Consider the following 21,942-nt stretch of genomic DNA (forward strand, 5'->3'; position numbering starts at 1 on the left):
CCGAGGAGCGCGATGCCCGAGATCGCCCCGTTGCGCGAGGGTGATCCGAGAACGCTCGGCCCGTACCGGCTGACCGGGCTGCTCGGCGAGGGCGGCCAGGGCTCGGTCTACCTCGGCGAGAGCGAGCAGGGTGACCAGCGCGAACAGGACGGGCCAGAAGGACAGGACGAGCAGGACGGGAAGCGGCGGGTCGCGGTCAAGCTGCTGCACGCGCGGCTGAGCGGCGACGCCAAGGCGCGGGCGCGGTTCGCCGACGAGCTGCGGACGGCGGGCCGGGTGGCGGCCTTCTGCACCGCCCGCGTCCTGGACTCCGACGTCGAGGGCGACCGCCCGTACATCGTCAGCGAGTACATCGACGGGCCGTCCCTGTCGGAGGTGCTGGCCGCCGAGGGCCCGCGCGAGGGGCCCGCGCTGGACCGGCTGGCGATCGGGACGATGACCGCGCTGGCGGCGATCCACCAGGCGGGCGTGGTCCACCGCGACTTCAAGCCGCACAACGTGCTGATGGCCCCGGACGGCCCGCGCGTGATCGACTTCGGGATCGCGCGGGCGCTGGACGCCACCGGCACGCTGTCCAGCACCGCCGTGGGCACGCCCGCGTACATGGCGCCCGAGCAGTTCTCCGGGACCGCCATCGGCCCGGCGGCCGACGTGTGGGCGTGGGGCGCCACGATGATCTACGCGGCGACCGGGCGGCCGGCGTTCGGGCAGGACTCGATCCCCGCGGTCATGCACCGCATCCTCAACTTCCCGCCCGATCTGGGCTCGCTGGGCGAGCCGCTGCGCGGGCTCGTCCAGTCCTGCCTCCACAAGGACCCGGCGTACCGGCCCAGCTCGCAGCAGGTCCTCGTCCACCTGCTGCACCTGGCGGGCAGCCTGCCGGCCGCCGGCACCGCCGAGGGCCGGGCCGGGCCCGGCGGGCAGGACGCGCAGTCGACGGCGGTGCTCAACCAGGGCGCCGCGGCCGCCGCGGACCGCACCACCACGACCCGCCTGGCGGCCGCTCCCCCGGCGCCGCCCCAGGCCGTCCCGTACGCGCCGGTGGCCTACCGGCAGCCGCCCCCGCCGTGGAACGCCCCCGCGCCCCCGCCCGCTCCGCCGCCGCAGCAGTGGGGCACGCCCGCGACGTGGCCCGGCGGCACCGGCCCGACCGGACCCGCCGGGCCCGCCGGGCCCGCCGTACCGGGGAGGCCCGGCGGCCGGCGGCGCGGCCTGGGCATCCTGGCCGGGGCGGGCGGCGCCGCGCTGGTCGCGCTGATCGTCGGCGGCACCGCGCTCGCCGTGGCGCTCCGGGACGACGGCGAGCCCGCCGGCGGCGGTACGGGCCGCACCGGCGGCGATCTCTCGATGGCCTACGCCACGATCGCGAGCGACCGGGAGCTGTCGCCGTCCAACGCCGGGTTCGGCACCGAGCGGATGATCGCCAAGCAGCTGTTCACCGGCCTGGTCGAGATCACCGGGACCGGTGCGGTGCGCAACCGGATGGCGACCGGGCTCACCCCCGACGCCACCTGCTCCAGCTGGCGGATCGAGCTCCGGACCGGGACCACGTTCAGCAACGGCGACCCGGTCGACGCCGCGGCGTTCGTGCGCGGCTGGGTACGCGCCGCCCAGGACCCCACCGGCCTGGCCTCCCTCTACATCGGGGACGTCAAGGGGTTCGCGGACGTGAACACCGGCAAGAGCGGCACGTTCTCGGGACTGCGGCCGTCCGGGAACGGGTTCGACGTCGACCTCACCACGCCCGACTGCGAGTTCGACCGGCGGCTGGCCGATCCGGTGCTGGCGCCGGTGCCGGCGAGCGCGCTCGCGCATGACAACGAGGCGTACAACCGGCAGCCGGTCGGGAACGGGCCGTTCAAGATCGAGTCGCATGAGAAGGACCGCCGGATCGTCCTCGTCCGCAACGACGCCTGGGCGTTCGGCAAGGCGAGGCTCGACCGGGTGACGGTCGCCCTGTCGTCGGACACGAACGGGGCGGGCGCGGCCGGGTTCCGGTCCGGCGAGCACCAGTGGGCCGCCCTCCAGGGCGACGGGATCGGCGCGACCGCCCGCGACCGCGCGGCGGTCACCAGGGCCACCCAGACCCTGCACTACCTCATCCCGCTCACCGCGCGCGGGCCGATGAAGTCCCGCGACGCCCGGCTGGCGGTCTCGTACGCGCTCGACCGGCGCAAGATCAGCGACACCCTGTACGGCGGCGCGCACCCACCGGCGCGCGGGATCGTCCCGCCCTCCGTCCCCGGGTTCGAGAAGGCCGGCTCCTGCCCGTCGTGCGACCGCCCCGACGCGGCCACCGCCCGGCGGTACGCGGAGGCGGCCGGGCTCGGCCCCGGCAGCGAGGTCCCGCTGCACGTGCGCGGGCTGCCCTCGTACCGGCGCTGGGGCGAGGTGGTGAAGCAGCAGCTGGAGAGCGTCCTCGGCTGGCGGGTCGAGCTGAAGGTCCAGGACGACTACGACCACAAGGCGTGGGTCCGCGACATCACCTCCGGCGACGCGTCCGGGCTGGCCACGCTCGGCTGGCGGCCCGACGTCCCTACGGCGTTCAGCATGATGCGGCCGCTCCTGTCGGGCGACCTGATCGCGACCGCCGACAACGGCTACTCCAACTACTCCGGCTGGAAGGACTCACGGTTCGACCAGCTGATCTACGAGGCGCCGCGGACCGCCGACGCGAACGGCCGCCTCCAGCGGATGCGCGAGGCCGAGAAGCGGGCGCTGGACGACATGGCCCTCATCCCCGTCATGTTCCTGGGGAGCGTGGCGCTGCGCAGCGACAAGCTGACAGGGCTCGAAATGGACGTCGAGGGCGATCCGACACTGGCGACCGCGGCGTACAAGTAAGCCCGGCAGGCGGCAGCTGAGGGCCGTGCAGCGGCGTTCAGGCGGCGGGCTGGGTCAGCGGCAGCCGCACGGTCACGATCAGGCCGCCGCCGGGGCGCGGGGCCGCGTGCACGGATCCGCGGTGCGCCAGCACCACCGACCGGACGATCGACAGCCCCAGGCCCGCGCCCTTGGCCGACTCGACCCGGTCGGCGTTGAGCCGGCGGAACGGCTCGAACAGCCGGTCCACCTCGTAGGCGGGGACGGTCGCGCCGGTGTTCTCGATCTGCACGGTGGCCCAGCCGTCGAGCACGCCGGTGCGGGCCCAGACCTCGCCGCCGTCGTCGTTGTGCTTGATCGCGTTGTCCACCAGGTTGGACACCAAGTGCTCCAGCAGCACCGGGTCGCCGAGCGTCGTGCCCGGGGTCAGCTCCTCGTGGACGGTCACCTCGTGGTCGCGCTCGCCGGCCCGGCGGGCCGTGCTCTCCAGCACGGTCGAGGCGACGTCCGCCAGGTCCACGGGGGTGCGGGTGGTCAGCTCCCGCTCGCTGCGGGCGAGCAGCAGCAGGCCCTCGATCAGCCGCTCGTGCCGGGCGTTGGTGGCCAGCAGCGTGCGGCCGACCGTGCGCAGGTCGTCGGACGCCTCCGGGTCGCCCAGCGCCACCTCCAGCAGGGTCCGGTTGATCGCCAGCGGGGTGCGCAGCTCGTGCGAGGCGTTCGCGACGAACCGGCGCTGGGAGTCGAACGCCTGGCCGAGCCGTTCGAGCATCGCGTCGAAGGTGTCGGCCAGCTCCTTGATCTCGTCGTCCGGGCCCTCCAGCGCGATCCGCTCGTGCAGGGTGCTCTCCGACAGCCGGCGGGCCGTGGTCGTCACCCGCTGCAGCGGGCCCAGCGCCCGGTCGGCGACGAAGTAGCCGAGCGCCAGCGCGATGATCCCGACCCCGGCCAGCGCCACCAGCGACCGGCTGACCAGCTGCTTCATCGTCAGCGTCTTGAGCACCTCGGGGTCGAGGGACCCGTTGGGCGTGATGATGAGGTAGCCCTTCGGGAACACCTGGTCGAGGATCTGCCCCACCAGTATGTAGGTCACGAAGAGCAGCAGCGCGCCCGCCATGAAGAACAGCAGGCCGTACAGGACGGTCAGCCGCAGCCGCACGCTCACCCGGCCGGACGGCATCCGCCCCTTCACGCCGGGCCGGAGCCTCGCCGCCGCCCCCGCGGGCGGCGAGGCCCCTGCGATCGGCTGGGCGCCCGGGGCGGGCGGCCCGGCCTGGTACCCCTGCTGAGGCTGCGGCGCGGCCGGCGGGGACGCCTGCTGGGACGGCTGCGGGGCGGTGCTCACAGGCGGTACCCCACTCCGGGCACCGTCTCGATCACCGGCGGGTCGCCCAGCTTCTTGCGCAGCGTCATCATCGTCACCCGGACCACGTTCGTGAACGGGTCGATGTGCTCGTCCCATGCCTTCTCCAGCAGCTGCTCGGAACTGACCACCGCGCCGTCGGCGCTCAGCAGCACCTCCAGCACCGCGAACTCCTTGCGGGTGAGCTCGACGGGGCGGCCGTCGCGGGCCACCTCGCGGCGGCCCGGGTCGAGGCTGATCCCGGCCCGTTCCAGCACCGGCGGCAGCGGCGCCGCGGCCCGCCGGCCCAGCGCCCGCACCCGGGCGATCAGCTCGGCGAACGCGAACGGCTTGGCCAGGTAGTCGTCGGCGCCGATGGACAGCCCCTCGACCCTGTCGTCCAGCTCGCCCGCCGCGGTCAGCATGATGATCCGGGCCGGGTAGCGCTGGGTCACGAGCTGCTTGCAGACGTCGTCACCGTGGATGCGGGGCAGGTCGCGGTCCAGGACGATCACGTCGTAGTCGTTGACGCCCGCCCGCTCCAGCGCGCCGGCGCCGTCGTACGCCACGTCCACGGCCAGCGCCTCGCGGCGCAGGCCGGTGGCGATGGCGTCCGCCAGGACCCGCTCGTCCTCGACGACCAGAACACGCACTGCGTCCCCCTCACTGAGCGGGCCCCTCACCGGGGGCCCGATCCAGGTATGCCATGGCGCCCGTAAGACGCCCGTAAGCCGGTGTCCCAGGCAGGAGAGCCTGCCCGGGACGGCCTCCTGCGGCACCGCGAACTCACCGGAAGTTCACCGGAAATCCGGGGGCCCGAAACAGGTTTATTTTCAGCGTAGGCGTGGGTAGAGGAGGTCACGATCCGGAGGGAGGCCCATGGGCGAACTGTCACGCACCATCCAGCAGCGGCTCGACGATGCCTACGAGTCGTTGCGTCACGCCCACGCCGACGGCGACATCTACCTGGCCGACATCCGCCAGGAGGAGATCATGGAACTGCGCCGGATCGCAGCGAATCACGACATCGGCATCGAACCACCCCGCTGCGACTGACTAGGGCCCGCCCTAAAGACGCCAGATCCAGAGGGGCGGTCCCGCCGGCGGCAGCGCCCGGCGGGGGCGCCCCTCGCGCGTACGGCTACGCGTCGCGGGCCGGGTCCAGCGGGACGAGCAGGTCGTGCAGGGCCTCGAAGACCCCCGGGCCGCCGGCCAGCGTCAGCTCCGGTCCGGCCGGGGCGCCGGCCAGGCCCTCGACCCGGCCGCCCGCCTCCTCGACGATGAGCGCCCCCGCCGCGATGTCCCACGCCTGCACGCCGCGCTCGTAGTACGCGTCCACGCGGCCGGCCGCCAGCGAGCACAGGTCCACGCAGCACGACCCGCCGCGCCGGATGTCGCGCACGTTCGGCAGCACGCCGGTGAGGACCCCGGCCTGGTGGGCGCGCCGCTCCGCCGCGTACCCGAAGCCGGTGGCCACCAGCGCCCGGTCGAGCGGCACGCCTGAGTTGCAGCGCAGCTCGCGCGTCCCGGCGGCGGTGTGCAGCAGGGCGCCGCCGCCCCGCACCGCGGTGTACGTCTCGCCGCGCCGGGGCATCTCCACGACCCCCGCCACGGCCTCGCCGTCGACCTCGGCGGCGATGCTGACCGCCCAGTCCGGCAGGTCGTACAGGTAGTTGACCGTCCCGTCGATCGGGTCGATCACCCAGCGGACGCCGCTGCCGCCGGCGCGGGTGCCGCCCTCCTCCCCGAGGAAGGCGTCGCCGGGACGGGCCGCGCCGATCCGCTCGATGATCAGGCGTTCGGCGGCCCGGTCCATCTGGGTCACCACGTCGGTCGGGCTGGACTTGGTCTCCACCACGTCCGGGCCCTCGGCCGGGCGCTTGTCGACCAGCATCCGGCCCGCCTCGCGGGCGGTGGCGACGGCCAGCTCCAGCAGCTCTTCGGGCAGGCTCATCCGTTCGGTCCCCCTGTCGTGCGCGGTCAGCGGCGGTCGGCGAGCAGCGTGCGGGGCAGCGCGACGAAGCGCGGGTCGGTGTGCGGGGTGGCCGCGCGCACGTACGCCATGCCCAGCTCGCGGGCGCGCCCGGCGGCCTCCACGTCGAGGTCGTACTTGACCTCCATGTGGTCGGACACGAACCCGATCGGCACGACCGCGACCGCCGGCACGCCCTCGCCGTGCAGCTTGTCCAGGTGGTCGACGACGTCCGGCTCCAGCCACGGCTGCGTCGGCGGGCCGCTGCGGCTCTGGTACACCAGGTCCCACGGGACGCCGGGCGCCGCGCGTTCCGCGACCAGCTCGGCCACCTGCTTCAGCTCGGACTCGTAGTCGGGCCGGCCCGGCTGCGACAGCGGGACGCTGTGCGCCGTGAAGACCAGCCGGCGCGGCCCCTCGGGCAGGCGCTCCAGGGCGTCGCGCGCCGCGTCCGTGAACGGGTCGACGAAGCCGGGCCGCAGGCAGTAGACGGGCAGCTTGTCCACCTCGGGCGCGCCGGGGACCTCGGCGCGGGCGCGCTCGATGTCCTCGACGTACTGGTCGCAGCACGAGTAGCCGCTGTAGGCGGAGGTGACGAACGCGGCCGCGCGCCGCACGCCGTCGTCCTTCATGCGCCGCAGCGTGCCGGCGAGGTAGGGGTCCCAGTTGCGGTTGCCCCAGTAGACCGGCAGGTCCACGCCGTGCCCGGCGAGGTCGGCCTCGATCGCCGCCTTCAGCTCGCGGCACTGCTGATTGATGGGGCTGACCCCGCCGAAGAGGTGGTAGTGCTCCCCGACCACCTCGAGACGCTCGCGCGGGATGTTCCGCCCCCGGGTGACGTTCTCCAGGAAGGGGATGACGTCGTCGGGCCCCTCCGGCCCGCCGAAGGACACCAGGAGCAACGCGTCGTACGTGCTCTCTCCACTCATGCCTCCATCCAACCAGCCGCGCCGCGGTGCCCCCGTCAGGGGTGCGGGGTGTCACCCGTAGCGGTTGCCGTACGCCTTGGCCAGGGCGAGGACCTTCTGCACGTACCAGTCGGCGTGGTTGTAGTGCCAGATCGCCTTGTACAGCGCCCGGCCGCCTCCCGCGGCGCCGTGGTCGCACAGGTAGCGGGCGGCGGCGGGGATGGCGTCGTACGGGTTCATGATGTCGGCCTTGCCGTCGCGGTCGCCGTCCACGCCGTACGACTTCCAGGTCGCCGGCATGAACTGCATGGGGCCGAGGGCCCCGGCGCTGGAGCGGCCGGGGTTGCGGTTGTGGTCGCTCTCGACCTGGCCGATGGCGGCGAGGACCGTCCACGACAGGCCGCGGCAGGACTTGGCGGCGTTCTTGTACAGGTCGAGGTAGTTCCCGCTGGCGGGCGCCTGGTACTTCTGGTCGTGCAGGTTGATCACGTCCGCGCCGGAGCCGAGGATCCTGCCGACGGCGCGGGCGGTGGTGGCGGGCTTGACGCCCGGCGCGTTGACCAGCACCGCGATGTTGGGGACGAGGCCCATCGACTGGCCGGTCTTCTTGTGCACGAGCATGTCGATGCCGGGCAGCCCGAGGGGGCCGGAGCCGCCCATCATCAGGCTGGGCATCGTCCGCCCGACCACCGGGTACGGGAAGCCCTTGCTGAGCTTGAGCTGGTCGGCGGCGGCCGCGGAGGTCACGAACTGGTCGCCGGCCAGGGCCGTCCACAGGTCGTTGTCGCGGGCCGTTCCCGGCGGCGTCCAGGACCGGAACGTGGACGGGTCCACGGCGAACGCGTTGACCTGGCGGCCCTGGAGCTGGACGGCGCCGCCCGCGACGGCGATCACGTCCCGGACCCGGCCGAGCTTGGCGATCCGCTGGATCTGCGCCTGGCCGATCGGGCGGGTGCCGACCGCGAGGACGTCCGGGGGCACGACCCGCTTCAGCGGGGCGACCTGGCCGCCGTCGGCGACGTTGGTCACCGGGCCGGAGGGCGGGCCGGAGGGCGTGCCGGCGCGGGGGGCCGCGCGCCCGTCCCGCTCGTCCTGGGCCGTCACCGCGGCGTAGACGCCTCCGCCCAGGTTCGCGGCGGCGAGCACCGCGATGCCGGCGACGGCCCGGCGCAGGCCCCTGCCGAGCGGCGGCGCGGTCGGCGGTCGGCCGGGGCCGCCGGGTGCGCGCGTGGGTGAAGGAGCAGCCACATCCATTCCCTACGAGAGTCGCCGTGACCGGGTGCTGGTCTTTTCGATTGTTTCGCCCAGGTAACGTGATCTTGGCGCCGGGGTCGGGCGCCCGGTCAGGGGGCCGACCGCCTCCGAGGATGGAGAGAAGGCGCGGATGTCCGGTCCCTACCGGGAACTGCTGGCCGTTCCCGGAGCACGTCCCTTCGTGGCCGCGGGTTTCGTCGGGCGCATGTCGATGGCCATGGTCGGCATCGGGATCGTCCTCCTCGTGTCCGCGGTCACCGGATCGTACGGTATCGCCGGAAGTGTCGCCGCGACCCTCTCCCTGTCCTACGCGGTCGGGGCGCCGCTCAGCGCCCGCTTCGCCGACCGGTACGGGCAGCACCGGGTGCTGGTCCCGCTCGTGCTGGCCAACGCGGCCGCCTTCGCCCTGCTGATCACGTTCGCCCAGCTCGGGCTGCCGGTCTGGACGCTGTTCCCGGCGGCGGCGCTGGCCGGGCTGACGCAGGTGTCGCTGGGCGCCTGGATCCGGGCGCGGTGGACGCACGTGCTGCGGGACACGCCGGGCCGGCTGCACGCGGCGTTCTCGTTCGAGTCGGTGGTGGACGAGTCGATCTTCGTCGCCGGGCCGCTGATCGTGACCGCGCTGGCCACCGGCGTCCATCCGGCCGCCGGGCTGGCGTCGGCCGCCGGGTTCACGCTGGCGGGCTGCCTGGCGCTGGCGGCGCAGCGCGGCACCGAGCCGCCGCCCGTGCCGCGCCCGCCGGGCACCCGCGGCGGGCACGTCCTGCGCAACCCGGCGGTCCGCGTGATCACGCCGGTGTTCCTGCTGCTGGGCGTGGTGTTCGCGGCGATCGACGTCAGCGTCGTCGCGTTCGCCGAGGAGCGGGGGCGGACGGGGATGGCCGGGGTCGTGCTCGGCTGCTACGCGCTCGGCAGCGGGGTCGCGGCCCTCTGGTACGGGGCGCGGCGCTGGCGGAGCCCGCTGGAGCGGCGGTTCCAGGTGGGGCTCGCGCTGATGGCGGTCGCGATGGTCCCGCCGGTACTGGTCGGCGACCTCCATCTGATGATGGCCGTGGTGTTCTTCTCCGGGCTGGCGATCTCGCCGACGATCATCCCGGGGTACGGGCTGGTGGAGCGGCTCGTCCCGGCGCACCAGCTCACCGAGGGGCTCGCGGTGGTGTCCACGTCCGTCGGCGTGGGGCTGGCGGGCGGCTCGTCGGCCGCCGGCCGGGTCGTGGACGAGTTCGGGGCCGAGGCGGCGTTCCTGGTGCCCATGGCCGCGGCGCTGGTCGCGGCGGCGTACGGGCTGGCGGGGATGAGGTTCCTCGCGCGGCGCTCGCCGGGCCCGGCCCCGGGCGCACCCTCCGACAAAACGTGAACTTTCCTCGCGATAGCCTCCCCCAGTAGAGTTCCGCCATGTCCCCCGGAAGTACCCATTCATGGCGCAACTGGGCCGGTAACCAGCGGGCCACCCCCCGCCGCGTGGCCACCCCCAGGACCACCGCCGAGGTGGCCGCCGCCGTCCGCACCGCCGCCACCGACGGCCGCACCGTCCGGATGGCCGGGACCGGCCACTCGTTCACCGGCGCCGCCGTGGCCGAGGACGTGCTGCTGCGCCCCGCCGGCCTGACCGCCGTCCGCTCCGTCGACACCGGCAGCGGACTGGTCACCGTCGAGGCCGGCCTGCCGCTGCACCGGTTCAACCGCGTCCTGGACGAGCACGGGCTCGCGCTGGCCAACATGGGCGACATCCAGGAGCAGACGGTCGCCGGCGCCGCCCAGACCGGCACCCACGGCACCGGCCGCGACGCCGCCGGGCTCGTCTCCCAGATCGCCGCCATGGAGATGGTGCTGGCCGACGGCGGCGTGGTCACGTGCTCGCGCGACGAGCGTCCCGACCTGTTCGACGCCGCCCGCGCCGGCCTCGGCTCGCTCGGCATCGTCACCGCCATCACCTGGAGGACCGTCCCGGCGTTCCTCCTCCAGGCCCGCGAGGAGCCGATGCGCTGGGACGAGGTCCTGGACCGGGTCGACGAGTTCGACGCGGGCAACGAGCACTTCGAGTTCTACTGGTTCCCCCACACCGAGGGCTGCCTGACCAAGCGCAACAACCGCGTCGAGGGACCCGCCGAGCCGCTGTCGAAGTTCAGGTACTGGCTGGACGACGAGTTCCTGTCCAACAAGGTCTTCGGCCTCGTCAACCGGATCACCCACCGGGTGCCCAAAGCGACACCGCTCGTCAACGGCATCTCCGCCAAGGCCCTCGGCGCGCGCACGTACAGCGACACCTCGTACAAGGTCTTCACCAGCCCCCGCACCGTGCGCTTCAAGGAGCAGGAGTACGCGATCCCGCGCGAGCGCCTTGTCCCGGTGCTGCGCGAGCTGCGCGCTCTCTTCGACCGGCGCGGCTGGCGGATCAGCTTCCCCATCGAGGTCCGGCTGCTCCCCGAGGAGGACGCCTGGCTGTCGATGGCGTACGGGCGGCGCACGGCGTTCATCGCGGTGCACGTCTACAACCGCGACCCCCACGAGGAGTACTTCCGGGGGATCGAGGAGCTCATGACGGCGGCCGGCGGGCGGCCCCACTGGGGCAAGCTCCACACCCGCGACGCCGCGTACCTGGAGAAGGTCTACCCGCGGTTCGGCGACTTCCAGGCGCTCCGGGACGACCTCGACCCGGAGCGCCGCTTCGCCAACCCGTACACCCGCCAGGTCTTCGGCCCGTGACGCGCGCCGCGCGCTAGGGGTTCTGGTTCCCCCGCTGGCCGTCGGCGCCGGAGCCGTCCTGCTGCTGGTCGCCACCGCCGCCGGGCGCGGTCGGCTGCGTCGTCCCCGGGTCGGCCGGCTGCTCCGGCTCGGTGCTCGGGGTCGGGGTCGGGCGGTCCGGCCGCTCGGGCCCGGACGTCGCGGGCGCCGTGGGACGCCCCGTCTCCGGCACCGTCTCCCGGTCGCCCGTCGCCGGCGTGTCGGCCGGCGACTCCGACTCCCCGGTCGTCCCCGGGGACGGCGTCTCGGCCGGCTCACCGCCGCCACCGTCGTTCCCGAGGTTGCTCCAGGTCGTCCCGCGGCCGTCGTTCGCGCCGACCCAGCCCGACGCCGGCTTGTCGGTGACCTTCTCCAGCACCGTGATGCCGGTCATGACCACGGCGAACACCGCGACCGACGACACCGCCAGCACCGCCCAGCGGCGCTTGGCCCACGCCAGCGAGTCGCGGAACGCGTCCCGCCAGGCCGCCCGCCGCACCGCCTCGGGGCCCGCCTCGGCCGCCAGCGCGTCCGCGACCGTCTCGGCGGGAGTCAGGTCCAGCCGCGTCGCGTTCGGATCCCCGCCGCCCGGCGCGTCCAGGCGGGTGGCGTTCGGATCACCCCCGCCGGCGCCGCCCGGCCACACGACCGTGCGGGTCGGGTCGGCGTTCAGCGCCTCCGCCGCCGCGCCGCGCGCCACCGTCTCGTCCCGCACGGCGTCGTGCAGGTGCGTGCGTTCCCTGATCTGCTCCTTGCCCTGATCCAGATAGTGCTTGCCCACCGCGGCCCCCGCCGTGGAGACCACGCTCATGAAGGCGGCACCGATGACGGTGCCGTACACCCCGAGGAAGGACGCCCCCACGGCGGCCGCCAGCGTGGCCACGCCACTGGCGATGAGCTGGGTCGTGCTGAGATCCAGCGCCTTGCGCCGCATCGGATTCGCTCCCCCTGTCCACCGACCACGATCAAACTTCGTAAAACGGAACTACCGGCGGCGGGTGAACTGTTCCGTCCCCGGACGTGATGATGACAACGCCAAAACACTGGAGCCCCGACGTCCCGTCGGGCAGAGTGTGGAAAAGGATCCACAAGAATCGGGTAGGGCGTCCCCCGCCGGACCTCGGCACCGGCAAGCTAGGTCAGGTGCCCTCTTCGGCCTCGTGAAGAGGGCTTCGAGAGCGGCGATGTTCGGACATGCCGGGTACGGTGCTGGCAGCAGGTGTGTCCGAAAGAGAGACTCGGGAACCCGGGGGAAGGGCACGCATGCGCCCTCGGCACCCTCCGGTGCCGTCAGGAAGGGCAGGAAGGACACGCATGCAGGAGCTGCGCCTCGTCGCGGTCAGCGAGGACGGAACGTACCTCGTCCTGGCCACCGCGGGCCGAGGCACCCGGTTCACCCTGCCCGTCGACGATCGGCTGCGCGCAGCGGTCCGTGGGCACTTCTCCCGCCTCGGCCAGTTCGAGATCGAAGTGGAGAGTCCCTTGCGCCCCAAGGAGATCCAGGCTCGCATCCGGTCCGGCGAGACCGCGGAGGAGATCGCCGAGTCGGCCGGCATCCCGGTCGAACGCGTCCGCTGGTTCGAGGGTCCCGTCCTGCAGGAACGCGAGTACATGGCCCAGCAGGCGCAGCGCGTCGCGGTCCGCCGTCCCGGCGAGTCCACGCCGGGCCCGCCGCTGGGCGAGACCGTCGAGGAGCGGCTGGGCCGCGGCGGCGTCGACCTCGAAGAGGTCGAGTGGGACTCCTGGAAGTGCGAGGACAGCACCTGGCGGGTGCGGCTGTCGTTCTTCGACAACGGCCGCCCGCACGCGGCCGAGTGGGTCTTCGACCCGCGCCGCCGGCACGTCTCCCCGCTCGACGAGGTCGCCGCCCGGCTGACCGCGGTCGAGTGGGAGGACGACGGGATCGGCGGCGACACCGTCACCCCGCTGGTGCCCCGGCGCCCGGCCATGAAGGTCGTCTCCGACAGCCGCGACCTCGCTCCCCCGCCGCCGCGCGGGATCGGCACGCCCCGCGCCCCGGAACCGGCCGAGCCCGGGCGCGCCGCGCCCGAGCCGCTGCGCGCCGCCACCGACCTGCGCCGCGAACCGCCGGTCGTGTCCCGGCCGCCCGCGCGCCCCGTACCCGAGGCGCCCGAGGCGGACGAGGAGCGTTCCGCACCGGAGCCGGCCGCCGCCGTGGCGCCCGTTCCGGTCCCCAGATCCGCCCCCGACGAGGCCGCCACCGAGCCCGGGCCGGAGCCGGAGCCGGAGAACGCGCCGGAGCCGGTGGACGAGCCCACGGCCGAGGAGACCGCCCCGGCGCCCGAGCGGGAGCCGGAGCCCGCCCCAGAACCCGAGGAAGAGCCCACGGCCGAGGCCGAGGTCGAGGCGGAGGCGGAGGCGGAGGCCGAACAGGAGCCAGAGCCGGAGCCGGTGGCCGACGAGGCTCCCGAGCCGGAACCCGAGCCCGAGGCCGAAGCCGAGACGGAGGCCGAACAGGAGCCGGAGGCTGAGGCTGAGTCTGACTCTGAGGGCGAACCGGCCGCCGAGGAGGCGTCCGCACCGGAGGCCGAGCCGGAGACCGTCCCCGAGCAGCCCGAGGCCGCGCCCGAGCCGGAGCGGCCAGCCGCGCGGGAGAAGGCCCAGCCCGCGCCCAAGCCGCAGCGCCCGCCGCACCGGGAGACGTCGCGTCCCCCGGCGAAGAAGAAGACCGGCGGGCGGCCGTCCATGCCCGCCGCACCGGTCGACCCGCCGGCGGCGGCCGCCGCCGCGGCCGCGGCGGGCGAGACCGGGACGGCGGGCCAGCGCCCCGCCCGCAACCGGCGCAAGTCCAAGGGCAAGCGCGCGTCCGTCCCGTCCTGGGACGAGATCATGTTCGGCGCGCGCCGGCCCGACTGAAGGAAGTCCCAGCGGCCGCCTCCTTGGAGGCGGCACTGGAACGTGCCCACACCGCCGGCGGGGCCTTGTCTGAGGCCCCGGGCGCTCAGGCGTGGTGCCGGCGGGTCACTTGGGGTCTGGTGTGTTCGTGGCCAGGAACGGTTCGACCCATGCGGGGGTGATCCGCGCGGCGAGCGCGACCGCGTCGCCCTCGGCCATGTCCACGGCCTGGTAGCCGCCCTCGCCCGCGCCCACGGCGACGTACAGCGTCGCCAGGCCCAGGCGGCGCTGGAAGAGCGTGCGGCGGACGCGCCAGCCGATCACCGCGTCATGGTCGACGACGGCCTGCCGGCGGCGCAGCGAGCCCGACCGGACCGCCAGCCGGACGGCGTCGGTGGCGTGCCCGAGCTGGCGGTAGCGGTCGATCCCCAGCGGCACGGCGAGGACGGCCAGGCCGAGGCAGCCGTACATCACCCACGGCTCCCCCACCAGGTACGCCAGCAGCGCCAGGCCGAGCGGCGGCGCGACGGCCCGCAGGACGCGGCGGCCGCGGGCGGCGGGCGGGTGCCGGACGAGCGGGCCCGGCACGGGGCCGAGCACCTCGCCCGCCACGCCGCGGGCGACCGGCCACGGCGCGGCGGGCAGCAGCCGGCCGCGCTGGGCGGCGTCGCCCAGGCCGGTGACCAGGGCGCCCAACCGGACCACCCGGGCCAGCCGCTCGAACGGGTTGTCCGACAGCTCCACGCCGCGGATCCGGCGCCGTTCCAGGCTGACGCTGCGGCGGGTGACCAGGCCGCGTTCGGCGACCACCGAGCCGTCCCGGGCGTACACGGTGAAGTCCCAGTTCACCAGCGCGAACGCGATCACCGACAGCACCGGGGTGATCAGCAGGAGCGCCGCCAGCAGCACCAGCACCGTGGTGGCGTGCAGCCCGGCCAGCCGGTGCCCGAGGTCCGACAGCCGGTCCTCGGTGATCAGGCCGAGGTCGTCGCCGAGGTTGTAGAGGGTGCCGAACAGGCTTCCGGCGAGCGCGAACGGGGTGAGCAGGTACGCGCCGCCGAGCGGGGCGAACAGGTACCAGCGCGGCCGGATCCGGGCGAGTTCGCGGCGCGGCGGCGCGGGCGCGGCGCCCTCCCGCCGCAGCAGCGCCCGGCGCAGCCGCTCGGCCTCCGGCCGGGTCACCGCGTTCAGTTCCCCCTCGCCGCCGTCGGCGCCCGCGTCGATGTGGACGATCGCGAGGCGCAGCAGGCGGTGCGGGGCGGTGGCGCTGATGTCCACGCCGCGGATCCGCTCGCGCGGGATCGTCTTGACCGACCGGCGCAGGAGCGAGCGGCGCAGCTCGATCCGGTCGTCGTGCACGGTGTAGGTGAACGTCAGCCAGACGATCACGTGGTAGACGAGCCCGACGGCGAGGCCGCCGAGCGTGAAGAAGAACGCCGTGGACAGGCCGCCGACGGCCAGGCCGGTCGCCCCGGCCGCCAGCAGCGCGAGCAGCTCGCGGGTCGCGCTGACGACGGACGTCAGCGGATGCAGCCGCTGCGCCCGGACCGCACCCGCCGGAGGACCGGGCACCGCACCGGGCTCGCCGGCCGTACCGGGGGTGGCGGGTGGGGTGGGGGCGCCTGGGGGGCCGGGCGTTTCGGGGGGGTTCACGTCGCGTCGTCGCGCAGGGTGTGGGCGCGGTGCGCGAGGTCCTCGGACAGCCGGGTCGCCACGCCGGCGGGCAGGCCCGAGACCTCGGACGAGCCGGTGTGCGAGGCGGTGTTGACCTCGATCGTGGCCAGGCCCAGCAGGCGCTCGATCCAGCCCTGCTTGGTGTCGACGGTCTGGATGCGGCTGACCGGGACCAGCAGCCATTCGCGGCTGAACCAGCCCGTGCGGGTGTAGACGACGTCCGCGCTGACCTCCCAGCGGTGCACCCGGTAGCGCCACACGGGGGCGACCAGGACCATGAGGGCGCCGGCCGCGCCGGTCAGGAGGGGCAGCCGGGCGATGACGGTCTCCAGCCAGCCGGGCGCGCCCGTCCAGCCGGAGCCCTCGTACCAGGCGGCCACGCCCCAGGCCAGGCCGAACGCCAGGCCCCACAGCAGCAGCGCCTCGATCGCCCAGTGCGCGATGGCGCGCGGCGACACCCGGTGCGCGGGCGGCCGCAACCGCGGCGGGTGAGGCTCGCCTCCGCCGGATGGGTGGGTTGGCCGCACCGCCGTCACGGACACGAGTTTAGATCTTCCTGGCCGTGCCCGCCCCCACCGCCGGTACCGCCCGCCGGACGGGCGGCATGGGCGCGCTTTTCCGAGAAATCACCGCCGTATCAGCGTTTTGTCAGACCCGGATGCGAATCTGGGTGCAGGCACCAGCGACCTGTCAGCGATCTGACAGACCCCGCACGAAAACTGGATGCGCACCACTCCGGACGTCAAATGATTTGACCTGCCGTTACGTCAAGGTCATGGGATGTCCGGAGAAGCCCGTACACGACCCGCTCAGGGGAGTCCACATGACACACGCCATCCAGGCCGAGGGCCTGGAGAAGCGATTCGGTGAGACCCAGGCGCTCGCGGGGGTCTCGCTGACCGCCGACGCCGGGACGGTCCTCGGCGTGCTGGGGCCCAACGGCGCCGGCAAGACCACCATGACCCGCATCCTGGCCACGCTGATCGAGCCGACCGCGGGCAGCGCCCGGGTCGGCGGGTTCGACGTGGCCAGGGAGGCCCACCAGGTCCGCCAGCTGATCGGCCTCACCGGCCAGTACGCCGGGGTCGACGAGATGCTCACCGGCACCGAGAACCTCGTCCTCATCGGGCGGCTGCTCGGCCTGTCCCGGTCGCGTTCCAAGGCCCGCTCCCGCGAGCTGCTGGAACGCTTCGACCTGACCGACGCGGCCGAGCGGCCCGCCAAGACCTATTCGGGCGGGATGCGCCGCCGCCTGGACCTGGCCGCCAGCCTGGTCGGCCGGCCGCAGATCCTCTTCCTGGACGAGCCGACGACCGGGCTCGACCCGCGCAGCCGCAACGGCCTGTGGGACATCGTCCGCGGGCTGACCGACGACGGCGTGACCGTGCTCCTCACCACGCAGTACCTGGAGGAGGCCGACCAGCTGGCCGACGACATCATCGTCATCGACCGGGGGCAGGCCATCGCGCACGGCACCTCCGACGAGCTCAAGGCCCAGGTCGGCGGCCAGGTGCTGGAGCTGCGCCCGGTCAACGAGGCCGACCGGGTGACGGTGGCGCGGCTGGCCGGCGAGCTGGCCGGCACCGACCCCGAGATCCGCGACGGCCTGGTCTCGGTGGGCATCACCGACCCGGCGATCATGCCGGCGATGGTGCGCCGGCTGGACGAGGCGGGCGTGCTGCTCACCGAGCTGTCCATGCGCAAGTCCACGCTGGACGAGGTCTTCTTCGCCCTCACCGGCCACCACACCGACGACCTCGACGCCGAGGCCGGCGAACTGGCCGAGGCCAGCAAGAAGGAAGGAGCCCCGGCATGAGTGCTCCCGGGATCGCGGTGCCGGTCGATCTTTCCAAGCGGGTCTCGCCCGGCGTCACCGCGCGCAACATCGCCACGCTGGCGTGGCGCAATCTGGTGCAGATCAAGCACAACCCGATGGAGCTGCTCGATCTCAGCATCCAGCCGATCATGTTCGTGCTGCTGTTCGCGTACGTGTTCGGGCCGTCGATGGCCGGCAGCGTGGAGGCGTACCTGCCGGTGGTGATCCCGGGGATCATCGCGCAGAACGCGCTGTTCGCCGGGATGGCGACCGGGTTCGGGCTCAACACCGACATCACCAAGGGCGTGTTCGACCGGTTCCGGAGCCTGCCGATCGCGCGCAGCGCGCCGCTGGCGGGACGGATCATCGCCGACACCGCCAAGCAGGGCTGGTCGATGATCATCCTGCTGGTGGTGGGGTTCGCGATCGGGTTCCGGCTGGAGACGGGGCCGCTGGCGCTGCTGACGGCGTTCCTGCTGCTGCTGACGTTCGCCGTGCTGTTCTCCTGGACGTCGGTCTACATCGCGATGAAGGTGAACGAGCCGGAGAAGGTGCAGATCTTCGGATTCGTGGTGATCTTCCCGCTGAGCTTCCTGAGCACCGCGTTCATCCCGTCCACCGACCGCATCCCGGGGCCGGTCGCCTGGGTGATGGACAACAGCCCGGTGACCCAGCTGGTCGAGGCGATGCGCGGGCTGCTGGTCGGCGGCCCGGTGTTCGACCACGCGATGATCGCGCTGGCGTGGGGCATCGGCATCTCGCTGGTGTTCGCGCCGCTGTCGATGCGGGCGTTCAAGAAGCGCGCCTGACCGGACGGGACGGAGCGGACGGAGCGGGCGGAGCGGGTCAGCGGGTGCTCGGATGCCGCTCGTCCCGCTCGGCCGCCCCTTCTTCCTCGGCCGCCCGGGCTTCCTCGGCCTCCTCGTCGGGCCGGGCGAGGAGGAGCGGCGGGGGCGGGCGTTCCATGCCGAAGGCGGCGATGACGTCGTCCAGGGTCCGCGCCGCGCCGCGCCGGTAGGGCGCCTCGAAGGCGGCCGCGCCGAGCGCGTCGCGGACCATCGCCTCGATCCGCGCCGGAAGGGGCCGCGACAGGTCGCGGACGCCGCGCAGCCCGTCGGCGGTGCCCAGCAGCCAGGCGGCCCGTTCCGCGTCGCCCTCGCGGGCGGCCAGATGGGCCAGGCCCACCAGGACGTCCGCGACGATCGGATGGTCGAGCGCCCGGACCGCGTCCGGCAGGGCCTCGTCCAGGCGGCGGCGCGCGGCCTCCGTGCCGCCCTCGTCCAGGTCCAGATGCGCCCGGGCGACCAGCACCATGGCCCGGAGGTGCGGCGGGTTGGCGCGGCGCGCGAACTCCTCGGCGAGCTCCAGCCGCCGCACGGCCTCGCCCGCGTCGCCGGCCCTGGACGCGAACTCGCCGTACTGCATGTGCAGGAACGCCATCGCCTCGGGCGATCCGATCCGCTCGGCGTCGCGCAGCGCCTCGTCCAGGATGTCCCGGGCGCGGCCGTGCTCGCCGAGGAGATCGAGCTCGTTCGCCAGCCGGGAGTGCATGTGGACGAACATCCCCGCGCCGCCGCCGAGCGGGGCGTTGTGGCGCAGCGCCGCCGCGAACAGGCCCGCCGCGGCGCGGTGCTCGCCGCGCCACGACAGGACGTCGCCCTGGGCCGTCAGCGTGAACGACAGCCCCCACCGGTCCCCGGCCTCCTTGAAGCCGCGCAGGGCGGCGTCCAGGTCGCCGGCCGCCTCGTCGACGCGGCCGAAGTTGAGGGCGAGCTGGCCCATGACGAAGTGGCCGATCGCCCGCACCCAGGGATCCGGGTCCTCGATCATCGGCCGGGCCGCGGCGCGCGACCGCTCGTCCCAGCCCTGGGCGAACAGCCGCATGAGCGTCACCATCACCCGCAGCACCGGATGCGGCCGCCGCCCGCCGAGCCCCTCGGTGATCCGCATGACCCGCCGCAGCCACGCCTTGGCCTCGACGTTCTCCCACGGCCCCTCGAAGGTGAACATCACGCCGTGCGCGAGGGCGGTCGCGGTCGTCTCGTCCTCCGGCAGGCCCGGCATGGCCATCACCTCGGCGAAGAACTCCTTCGCCTCCTGGACGACGCCGCGCAGGAACCAGTACCAGCCGAGCGCGGCGCAGATCCGCACGGCCAGCACCCCGTCGCCCGCGGAGATCGCCCAGCGCAGCGCGGTGTGCAGGTTGTCGTGCTCGGCCCTGAGGACGGCCATCCAGCGCAGCTGGTCATGGCGGTACAGGCGCGGCTCGGCCGTCTCGGCCAGCTCGGCGAGGTACTCGGCGTGCGCGCGGCGCACCCGCTCCTCCTCGCCCGCCTCGGCCAGGCGTTCGGCGCCGTACGCCCGGATCGTCTCCAGCATCCGGTAGCGCGGGCCGGAGCCGTCCGCGCCGTCGCCCTCGACGACCAGCAGCGACTTGTCGGCCAGGGCGGCGAGGGCCTCCAGGACGCCGTCCGGGTCGAGCCCCGGCCCGGCGCAGACGCGTTCGGCGCTGGCGAGCGTGGCGCCGCCGGTGAACACCGACAGCCGCCGCCACAGCGCGCGGCCGGCCTCGTCCAGCAGGTCCCAGCTCCACTCGACCATGGCGCGCAGCGTCTGGTGCCGGGGCAGCGCGGTCCGGCTGCCGGTGGCCAGCAGCCGGAAGCGGTCGCCCAGCCGGTCGGCGACCTGGTGCGGAGTCAGCGCGCGCAGCCGTACGGCGGCCAGCTCGATCGCCAGCGGCATCCCGTCCAGGGCGCGGCAGATCCGCACGAGGGACTCCACGTTCGCGGGCGTCACCGCGAATCCCGGGGAGACGGCCGCGGCCCGGTCGGCGAGCAGCCGGACGGCCGGGTTCGCGGCGGCCTCGGCCACCCCGGCGCCGGCGGGCGGCGGCCGCAGCGGCTCCACCGGCCAGAGCGTCTCGCCGGTGATGCCCAGCGGCTCGCGGCTGGTCGCCAGGACGCGGACGCCCGGGCAGCCGGCCAGCACCCGGTCGGCGAGCCGCGCGGCGGCGTCCAGCAGGTGCTCGCAGTTGTCCAGGACCAGCAGCAGCCGCTTGCCCGCCAGCGCGGCGGCGACCCGGTCCAGCGGGTCGCCGGCGTCGCCGACCGTCATCCCGTGCAGCCCCGCGGGGAGCAGCATCGTCTCCCGCAGCCCCAGCGCCGCGAGCACGGCCGGCGGCACCTCGGCCGGGTCGGTGAGCGGGGCCAGCTCGACGAACCACACGCCGTCGGCGGGCGCCGAGCCGTTCGCCGCCAGGCCGTCCGCCGCCGCGAGGTGGCGCTCGGCCGCCTCCAGGGACAGCCGCGTCTTGCCCGCGCCGCCGGGGCCGGTCAGCGTCACCAGGCGCTCCTCGGCGAGCATCTTGCCGACCCGCCGCAGATCGTCGTCGCGGCCGATGAAGCTGGTCAGCCGCGCGCGCAGGTTGCCCGCGGCGGGACGCGGCGGGGGCTCCGGCACGCTCGCCGGCCTGCTCTCCTCCGGCACGGCGGCGGGCGCCCCCGCGGAGCGCGGCGGCAGCAGCGCCGGGTCCTGCCGGAGCACGGCGAGATGCACGCTCTCCAGGTCGGGGGACGGGTCCACGCCGAGCTCCTCGGCGAGCGCGCGCTTGGCCGAGCCGTACTCCGCCAGCGCCTCGGCCTGGCGGCCCGCCCCGTACAGGGCCTTGATCAGCCGGGTCCGGACCGGCTCGCGGAGCGGTTCGGCGGCGGCCAGGGCCTGGAGTTCGGGGATCAGCGCGGCGTACCGGCCGAGCGCGAGGTCGGCGTCGATCCGCTCCTCAAGGGCGGCGCGCCGCAGCCCCTCCAGGCGGGCGGCGGGGCCCTCGGCGAACGGCAGTCCCGCCGCGTCGGCGAGCGCGGGGCCGCGCCAGAGGGCGAGGGCGCCGCGCAGCCCGTCCGCGCGGGCCGCCGGGTCGGGCGTACCGCGCGCGGCGAGCAGCCGGGCCTCGAAGTCGTGGGCGTCGACGGCGGTGCGCGGCAGCACCAGCCGGTACGCGCCGGGCCGCGACTCGACGCGCTCGCGCCCGATCACGGCGCGCAGCCGGGAGACCAGCGACTGGAGGGCGTTGGGGGCGCCGGCCGGGGCCCGGTCCTCCCAGAGGTCGTCGATGATCCGGTCGGCGGGGACCGTCCGGCCCGCCTCCAGCGCCAGCAGGGTCAGCAGGGCGCGCAGGCGTGCGCCGCCGGCCTCGGCCGGGCGGCCGTCCGCGACGATCTCCAGCGGTCCCAGGATGCCGATCCGCACCCCTCGATTGTCCCCCACCCCGGTACGCCCCCGTTCATCCGGAAAGGCGAGCCTCCGGAACAGCGAAGCCCCGACGATCCCATGGACCGCCGGGGCCCCGCATCGGGGTTCCCGTCCCGGGAGGCGCGCTAGATCGTTGATGGGGGTTTGCGGAACCGGTCGCGGGCATGGCGAAGGGCGCCCATGATCAGTGTGTGAAGACAAACCTGGACGCCCTTCTGACCGCACTCTATGTCCATCTGGACGACCATGTCCTGCGCTCGGCCGACCGGCCCCGCCGGCGTGGTCCCGGCAGGGTGCTCAACGACGCCGAACTGGTCTGCGTCGCCAT

The 21,942-nt window shown here is 74.5% G+C and carries 16 protein-coding genes; 7 read left to right on the plus strand and 9 right to left on the minus strand.

Features of this window, described 5'->3' with window-relative positions:
* The first annotated feature begins 12 nt into the window (after positions 1-12).
* Complete coding sequence (locus tag ACA361_RS12135; protein WP_375011960.1) at positions 13-2,844, plus strand: ABC transporter substrate-binding protein; 2,832 nt, start codon at positions 13-15, stop codon at positions 2,842-2,844.
* 37 nt (positions 2,845-2,881) lie between these two features.
* Here ACA361_RS12135 and ACA361_RS12140 read toward each other — a convergent pair whose 3' ends face one another.
* Positions 2,882-4,165, minus strand: a complete 1,284-nt coding sequence (locus tag ACA361_RS12140; protein WP_375011961.1) for a sensor histidine kinase — start codon at positions 4,163-4,165, stop codon at positions 2,882-2,884.
* Positions 4,162-4,815, minus strand: a complete 654-nt coding sequence (locus ACA361_RS12145; protein ID WP_375011962.1) for a response regulator transcription factor — start codon at positions 4,813-4,815, stop codon at positions 4,162-4,164. Before ACA361_RS12145 ends, ACA361_RS12140 begins: the two co-directional genes overlap by 4 nt.
* 226 nt (positions 4,816-5,041) lie before the next feature.
* Between ACA361_RS12145 and ACA361_RS12150 the strand changes: the two genes are divergently transcribed.
* Positions 5,042-5,218, plus strand: a complete 177-nt coding sequence (locus ACA361_RS12150; RefSeq protein WP_375011963.1) for a hypothetical protein — start codon at positions 5,042-5,044, stop codon at positions 5,216-5,218.
* Between the two features lie 85 nt (positions 5,219-5,303).
* On the opposite strand, the gene ACA361_RS12155 is transcribed toward ACA361_RS12150, so the two are convergent.
* From ACA361_RS12155 to ACA361_RS12165, 3 genes are read right to left on the minus strand one after another with little or no spacing between them, the layout of a single operon-like run.
* A complete protein-coding gene (locus tag ACA361_RS12155) occupies positions 5,304-6,116 on the minus strand; it encodes an inositol monophosphatase family protein (RefSeq protein WP_375011964.1) in 813 nt (270 codons plus the stop codon).
* 26 nt (positions 6,117-6,142) lie between these two features.
* Complete coding sequence (locus ACA361_RS12160; RefSeq protein ID WP_375011965.1) at positions 6,143-7,063, minus strand: ferrochelatase; 921 nt, start codon at positions 7,061-7,063, stop codon at positions 6,143-6,145.
* Positions 7,064-7,114: 51 nt separating this feature from the next.
* Positions 7,115-8,296 (minus strand): lytic transglycosylase domain-containing protein, encoded by a 1,182-nt coding sequence (locus tag ACA361_RS12165; RefSeq protein ID WP_375011966.1) that lies wholly within the window; start codon positions 8,294-8,296, stop codon positions 7,115-7,117.
* A 130-nt stretch (positions 8,297-8,426) separates the two neighbouring features.
* Here ACA361_RS12165 and ACA361_RS12170 point away from each other — a divergent pair, with 130 nt between their 5' ends.
* Together ACA361_RS12170 and ACA361_RS12175 are read left to right on the plus strand one after the other, a co-directional pair.
* Entirely contained in the window at positions 8,427-9,653 is a 1,227-nt protein-coding gene (locus ACA361_RS12170) for an MFS transporter (RefSeq protein ID WP_375011967.1), read from the plus strand.
* Between the two features lie 38 nt (positions 9,654-9,691).
* A complete protein-coding gene (locus ACA361_RS12175; RefSeq protein ID WP_375011968.1) occupies positions 9,692-11,002 on the plus strand; it encodes a D-arabinono-1,4-lactone oxidase in 1,311 nt (436 codons plus the stop codon).
* A gap of 13 nt (positions 11,003-11,015) precedes the next feature.
* Here the strand turns inward: ACA361_RS12175 and ACA361_RS12180 are convergent, their stop codons facing one another.
* Positions 11,016-11,954: a hypothetical protein gene (locus ACA361_RS12180; RefSeq protein ID WP_375011969.1), complete on the minus strand. Its 939-nt coding sequence runs from the start codon at positions 11,952-11,954 to the stop codon at positions 11,016-11,018.
* Positions 11,955-12,334: 380 nt separating this feature from the next.
* Here ACA361_RS12180 and sepH point away from each other — a divergent pair, with 380 nt between their 5' ends.
* Positions 12,335-13,897 carry a septation protein SepH gene (sepH, locus tag ACA361_RS12185; RefSeq protein WP_375011970.1) on the plus strand — a complete coding sequence of 521 codons (1,563 nt, stop codon included), beginning with the start codon at positions 12,335-12,337 and terminating at the stop codon, positions 13,895-13,897.
* A gap of 105 nt (positions 13,898-14,002) precedes the next feature.
* On the opposite strand, the gene ACA361_RS12190 is transcribed toward sepH, so the two are convergent.
* Both ACA361_RS12190 and ACA361_RS12195 read right to left on the minus strand, forming a co-directional pair.
* Positions 14,003-15,448 (minus strand): PH domain-containing protein, encoded by a 1,446-nt coding sequence (locus ACA361_RS12190; protein WP_375011971.1) that lies wholly within the window; start codon positions 15,446-15,448, stop codon positions 14,003-14,005.
* 77 nt (positions 15,449-15,525) lie between these two features.
* Complete coding sequence (locus tag ACA361_RS12195; RefSeq protein WP_375011972.1) at positions 15,526-16,086, minus strand: PH domain-containing protein; 561 nt, start codon at positions 16,084-16,086, stop codon at positions 15,526-15,528.
* 287 nt (positions 16,087-16,373) lie between these two features.
* Here ACA361_RS12195 and ACA361_RS12200 point away from each other — a divergent pair, with 287 nt between their 5' ends.
* Both ACA361_RS12200 and ACA361_RS12205 read left to right on the plus strand, forming a co-directional pair.
* Positions 16,374-17,366: an ATP-binding cassette domain-containing protein gene (locus tag ACA361_RS12200; RefSeq protein ID WP_375011973.1), complete on the plus strand. Its 993-nt coding sequence runs from the start codon at positions 16,374-16,376 to the stop codon at positions 17,364-17,366.
* On the plus strand, positions 17,363-18,175 hold the full coding sequence (locus tag ACA361_RS12205; RefSeq protein WP_375011974.1) for an ABC transporter permease: 813 nt from the start codon (positions 17,363-17,365) through the stop codon (positions 18,173-18,175). Before ACA361_RS12200 ends, ACA361_RS12205 begins: the two co-directional genes overlap by 4 nt.
* A 37-nt stretch (positions 18,176-18,212) precedes the next feature.
* Here the strand turns inward: ACA361_RS12205 and ACA361_RS12210 are convergent, their stop codons facing one another.
* Positions 18,213-21,611 carry a BTAD domain-containing putative transcriptional regulator gene (locus ACA361_RS12210; RefSeq protein WP_375011975.1) on the minus strand — a complete coding sequence of 1,133 codons (3,399 nt, stop codon included), beginning with the start codon at positions 21,609-21,611 and terminating at the stop codon, positions 18,213-18,215.
* Between the last annotated feature and the right edge of the window lie 331 nt (positions 21,612-21,942).

The sequence above is a fragment of the Actinomadura sp. 21ATH genome, assembly GCF_041951345.1.
Taxonomy (GTDB): Bacteria; Actinomycetota; Actinomycetes; order Streptosporangiales; family Streptosporangiaceae; genus Spirillospora.

What these genes read in the sequence shown, in the direction of transcription:
- ACA361_RS12200 (WP_375011973.1), top strand. Translation starts at nt 16,374, where the DNA reads ATGACACACGCCATCCAGGCCGAGGGCCTGGAGAAGCGATTCGGTGAG.
- ACA361_RS12160 (WP_375011965.1), bottom strand. Translation starts at nt 7,063, where the DNA reads ATGAGTGGAGAGAGCACGTACGACGCGTTGCTCCTGGTGTCCTTCGGC.
- ACA361_RS12150 (WP_375011963.1), top strand. Translation starts at nt 5,042, where the DNA reads ATGGGCGAACTGTCACGCACCATCCAGCAGCGGCTCGACGATGCCTAC.
- ACA361_RS12165 (WP_375011966.1), bottom strand. Translation starts at nt 8,296, where the DNA reads ATGGATGTGGCTGCTCCTTCACCCACGCGCGCACCCGGCGGCCCCGGC.
- ACA361_RS12155 (WP_375011964.1), bottom strand. Translation starts at nt 6,116, where the DNA reads ATGAGCCTGCCCGAAGAGCTGCTGGAGCTGGCCGTCGCCACCGCCCGC.
- ACA361_RS12135 (WP_375011960.1), top strand. Translation starts at nt 13, where the DNA reads ATGCCCGAGATCGCCCCGTTGCGCGAGGGTGATCCGAGAACGCTCGGC.
- ACA361_RS12170 (WP_375011967.1), top strand. Translation starts at nt 8,427, where the DNA reads ATGTCCGGTCCCTACCGGGAACTGCTGGCCGTTCCCGGAGCACGTCCC.
- ACA361_RS12205 (WP_375011974.1), top strand. Translation starts at nt 17,363, where the DNA reads ATGAGTGCTCCCGGGATCGCGGTGCCGGTCGATCTTTCCAAGCGGGTC.
- ACA361_RS12180 (WP_375011969.1), bottom strand. Translation starts at nt 11,954, where the DNA reads ATGCGGCGCAAGGCGCTGGATCTCAGCACGACCCAGCTCATCGCCAGT.
- ACA361_RS12175 (WP_375011968.1), top strand. Translation starts at nt 9,692, where the DNA reads ATGTCCCCCGGAAGTACCCATTCATGGCGCAACTGGGCCGGTAACCAG.
- sepH (WP_375011970.1), top strand. Translation starts at nt 12,335, where the DNA reads ATGCAGGAGCTGCGCCTCGTCGCGGTCAGCGAGGACGGAACGTACCTC.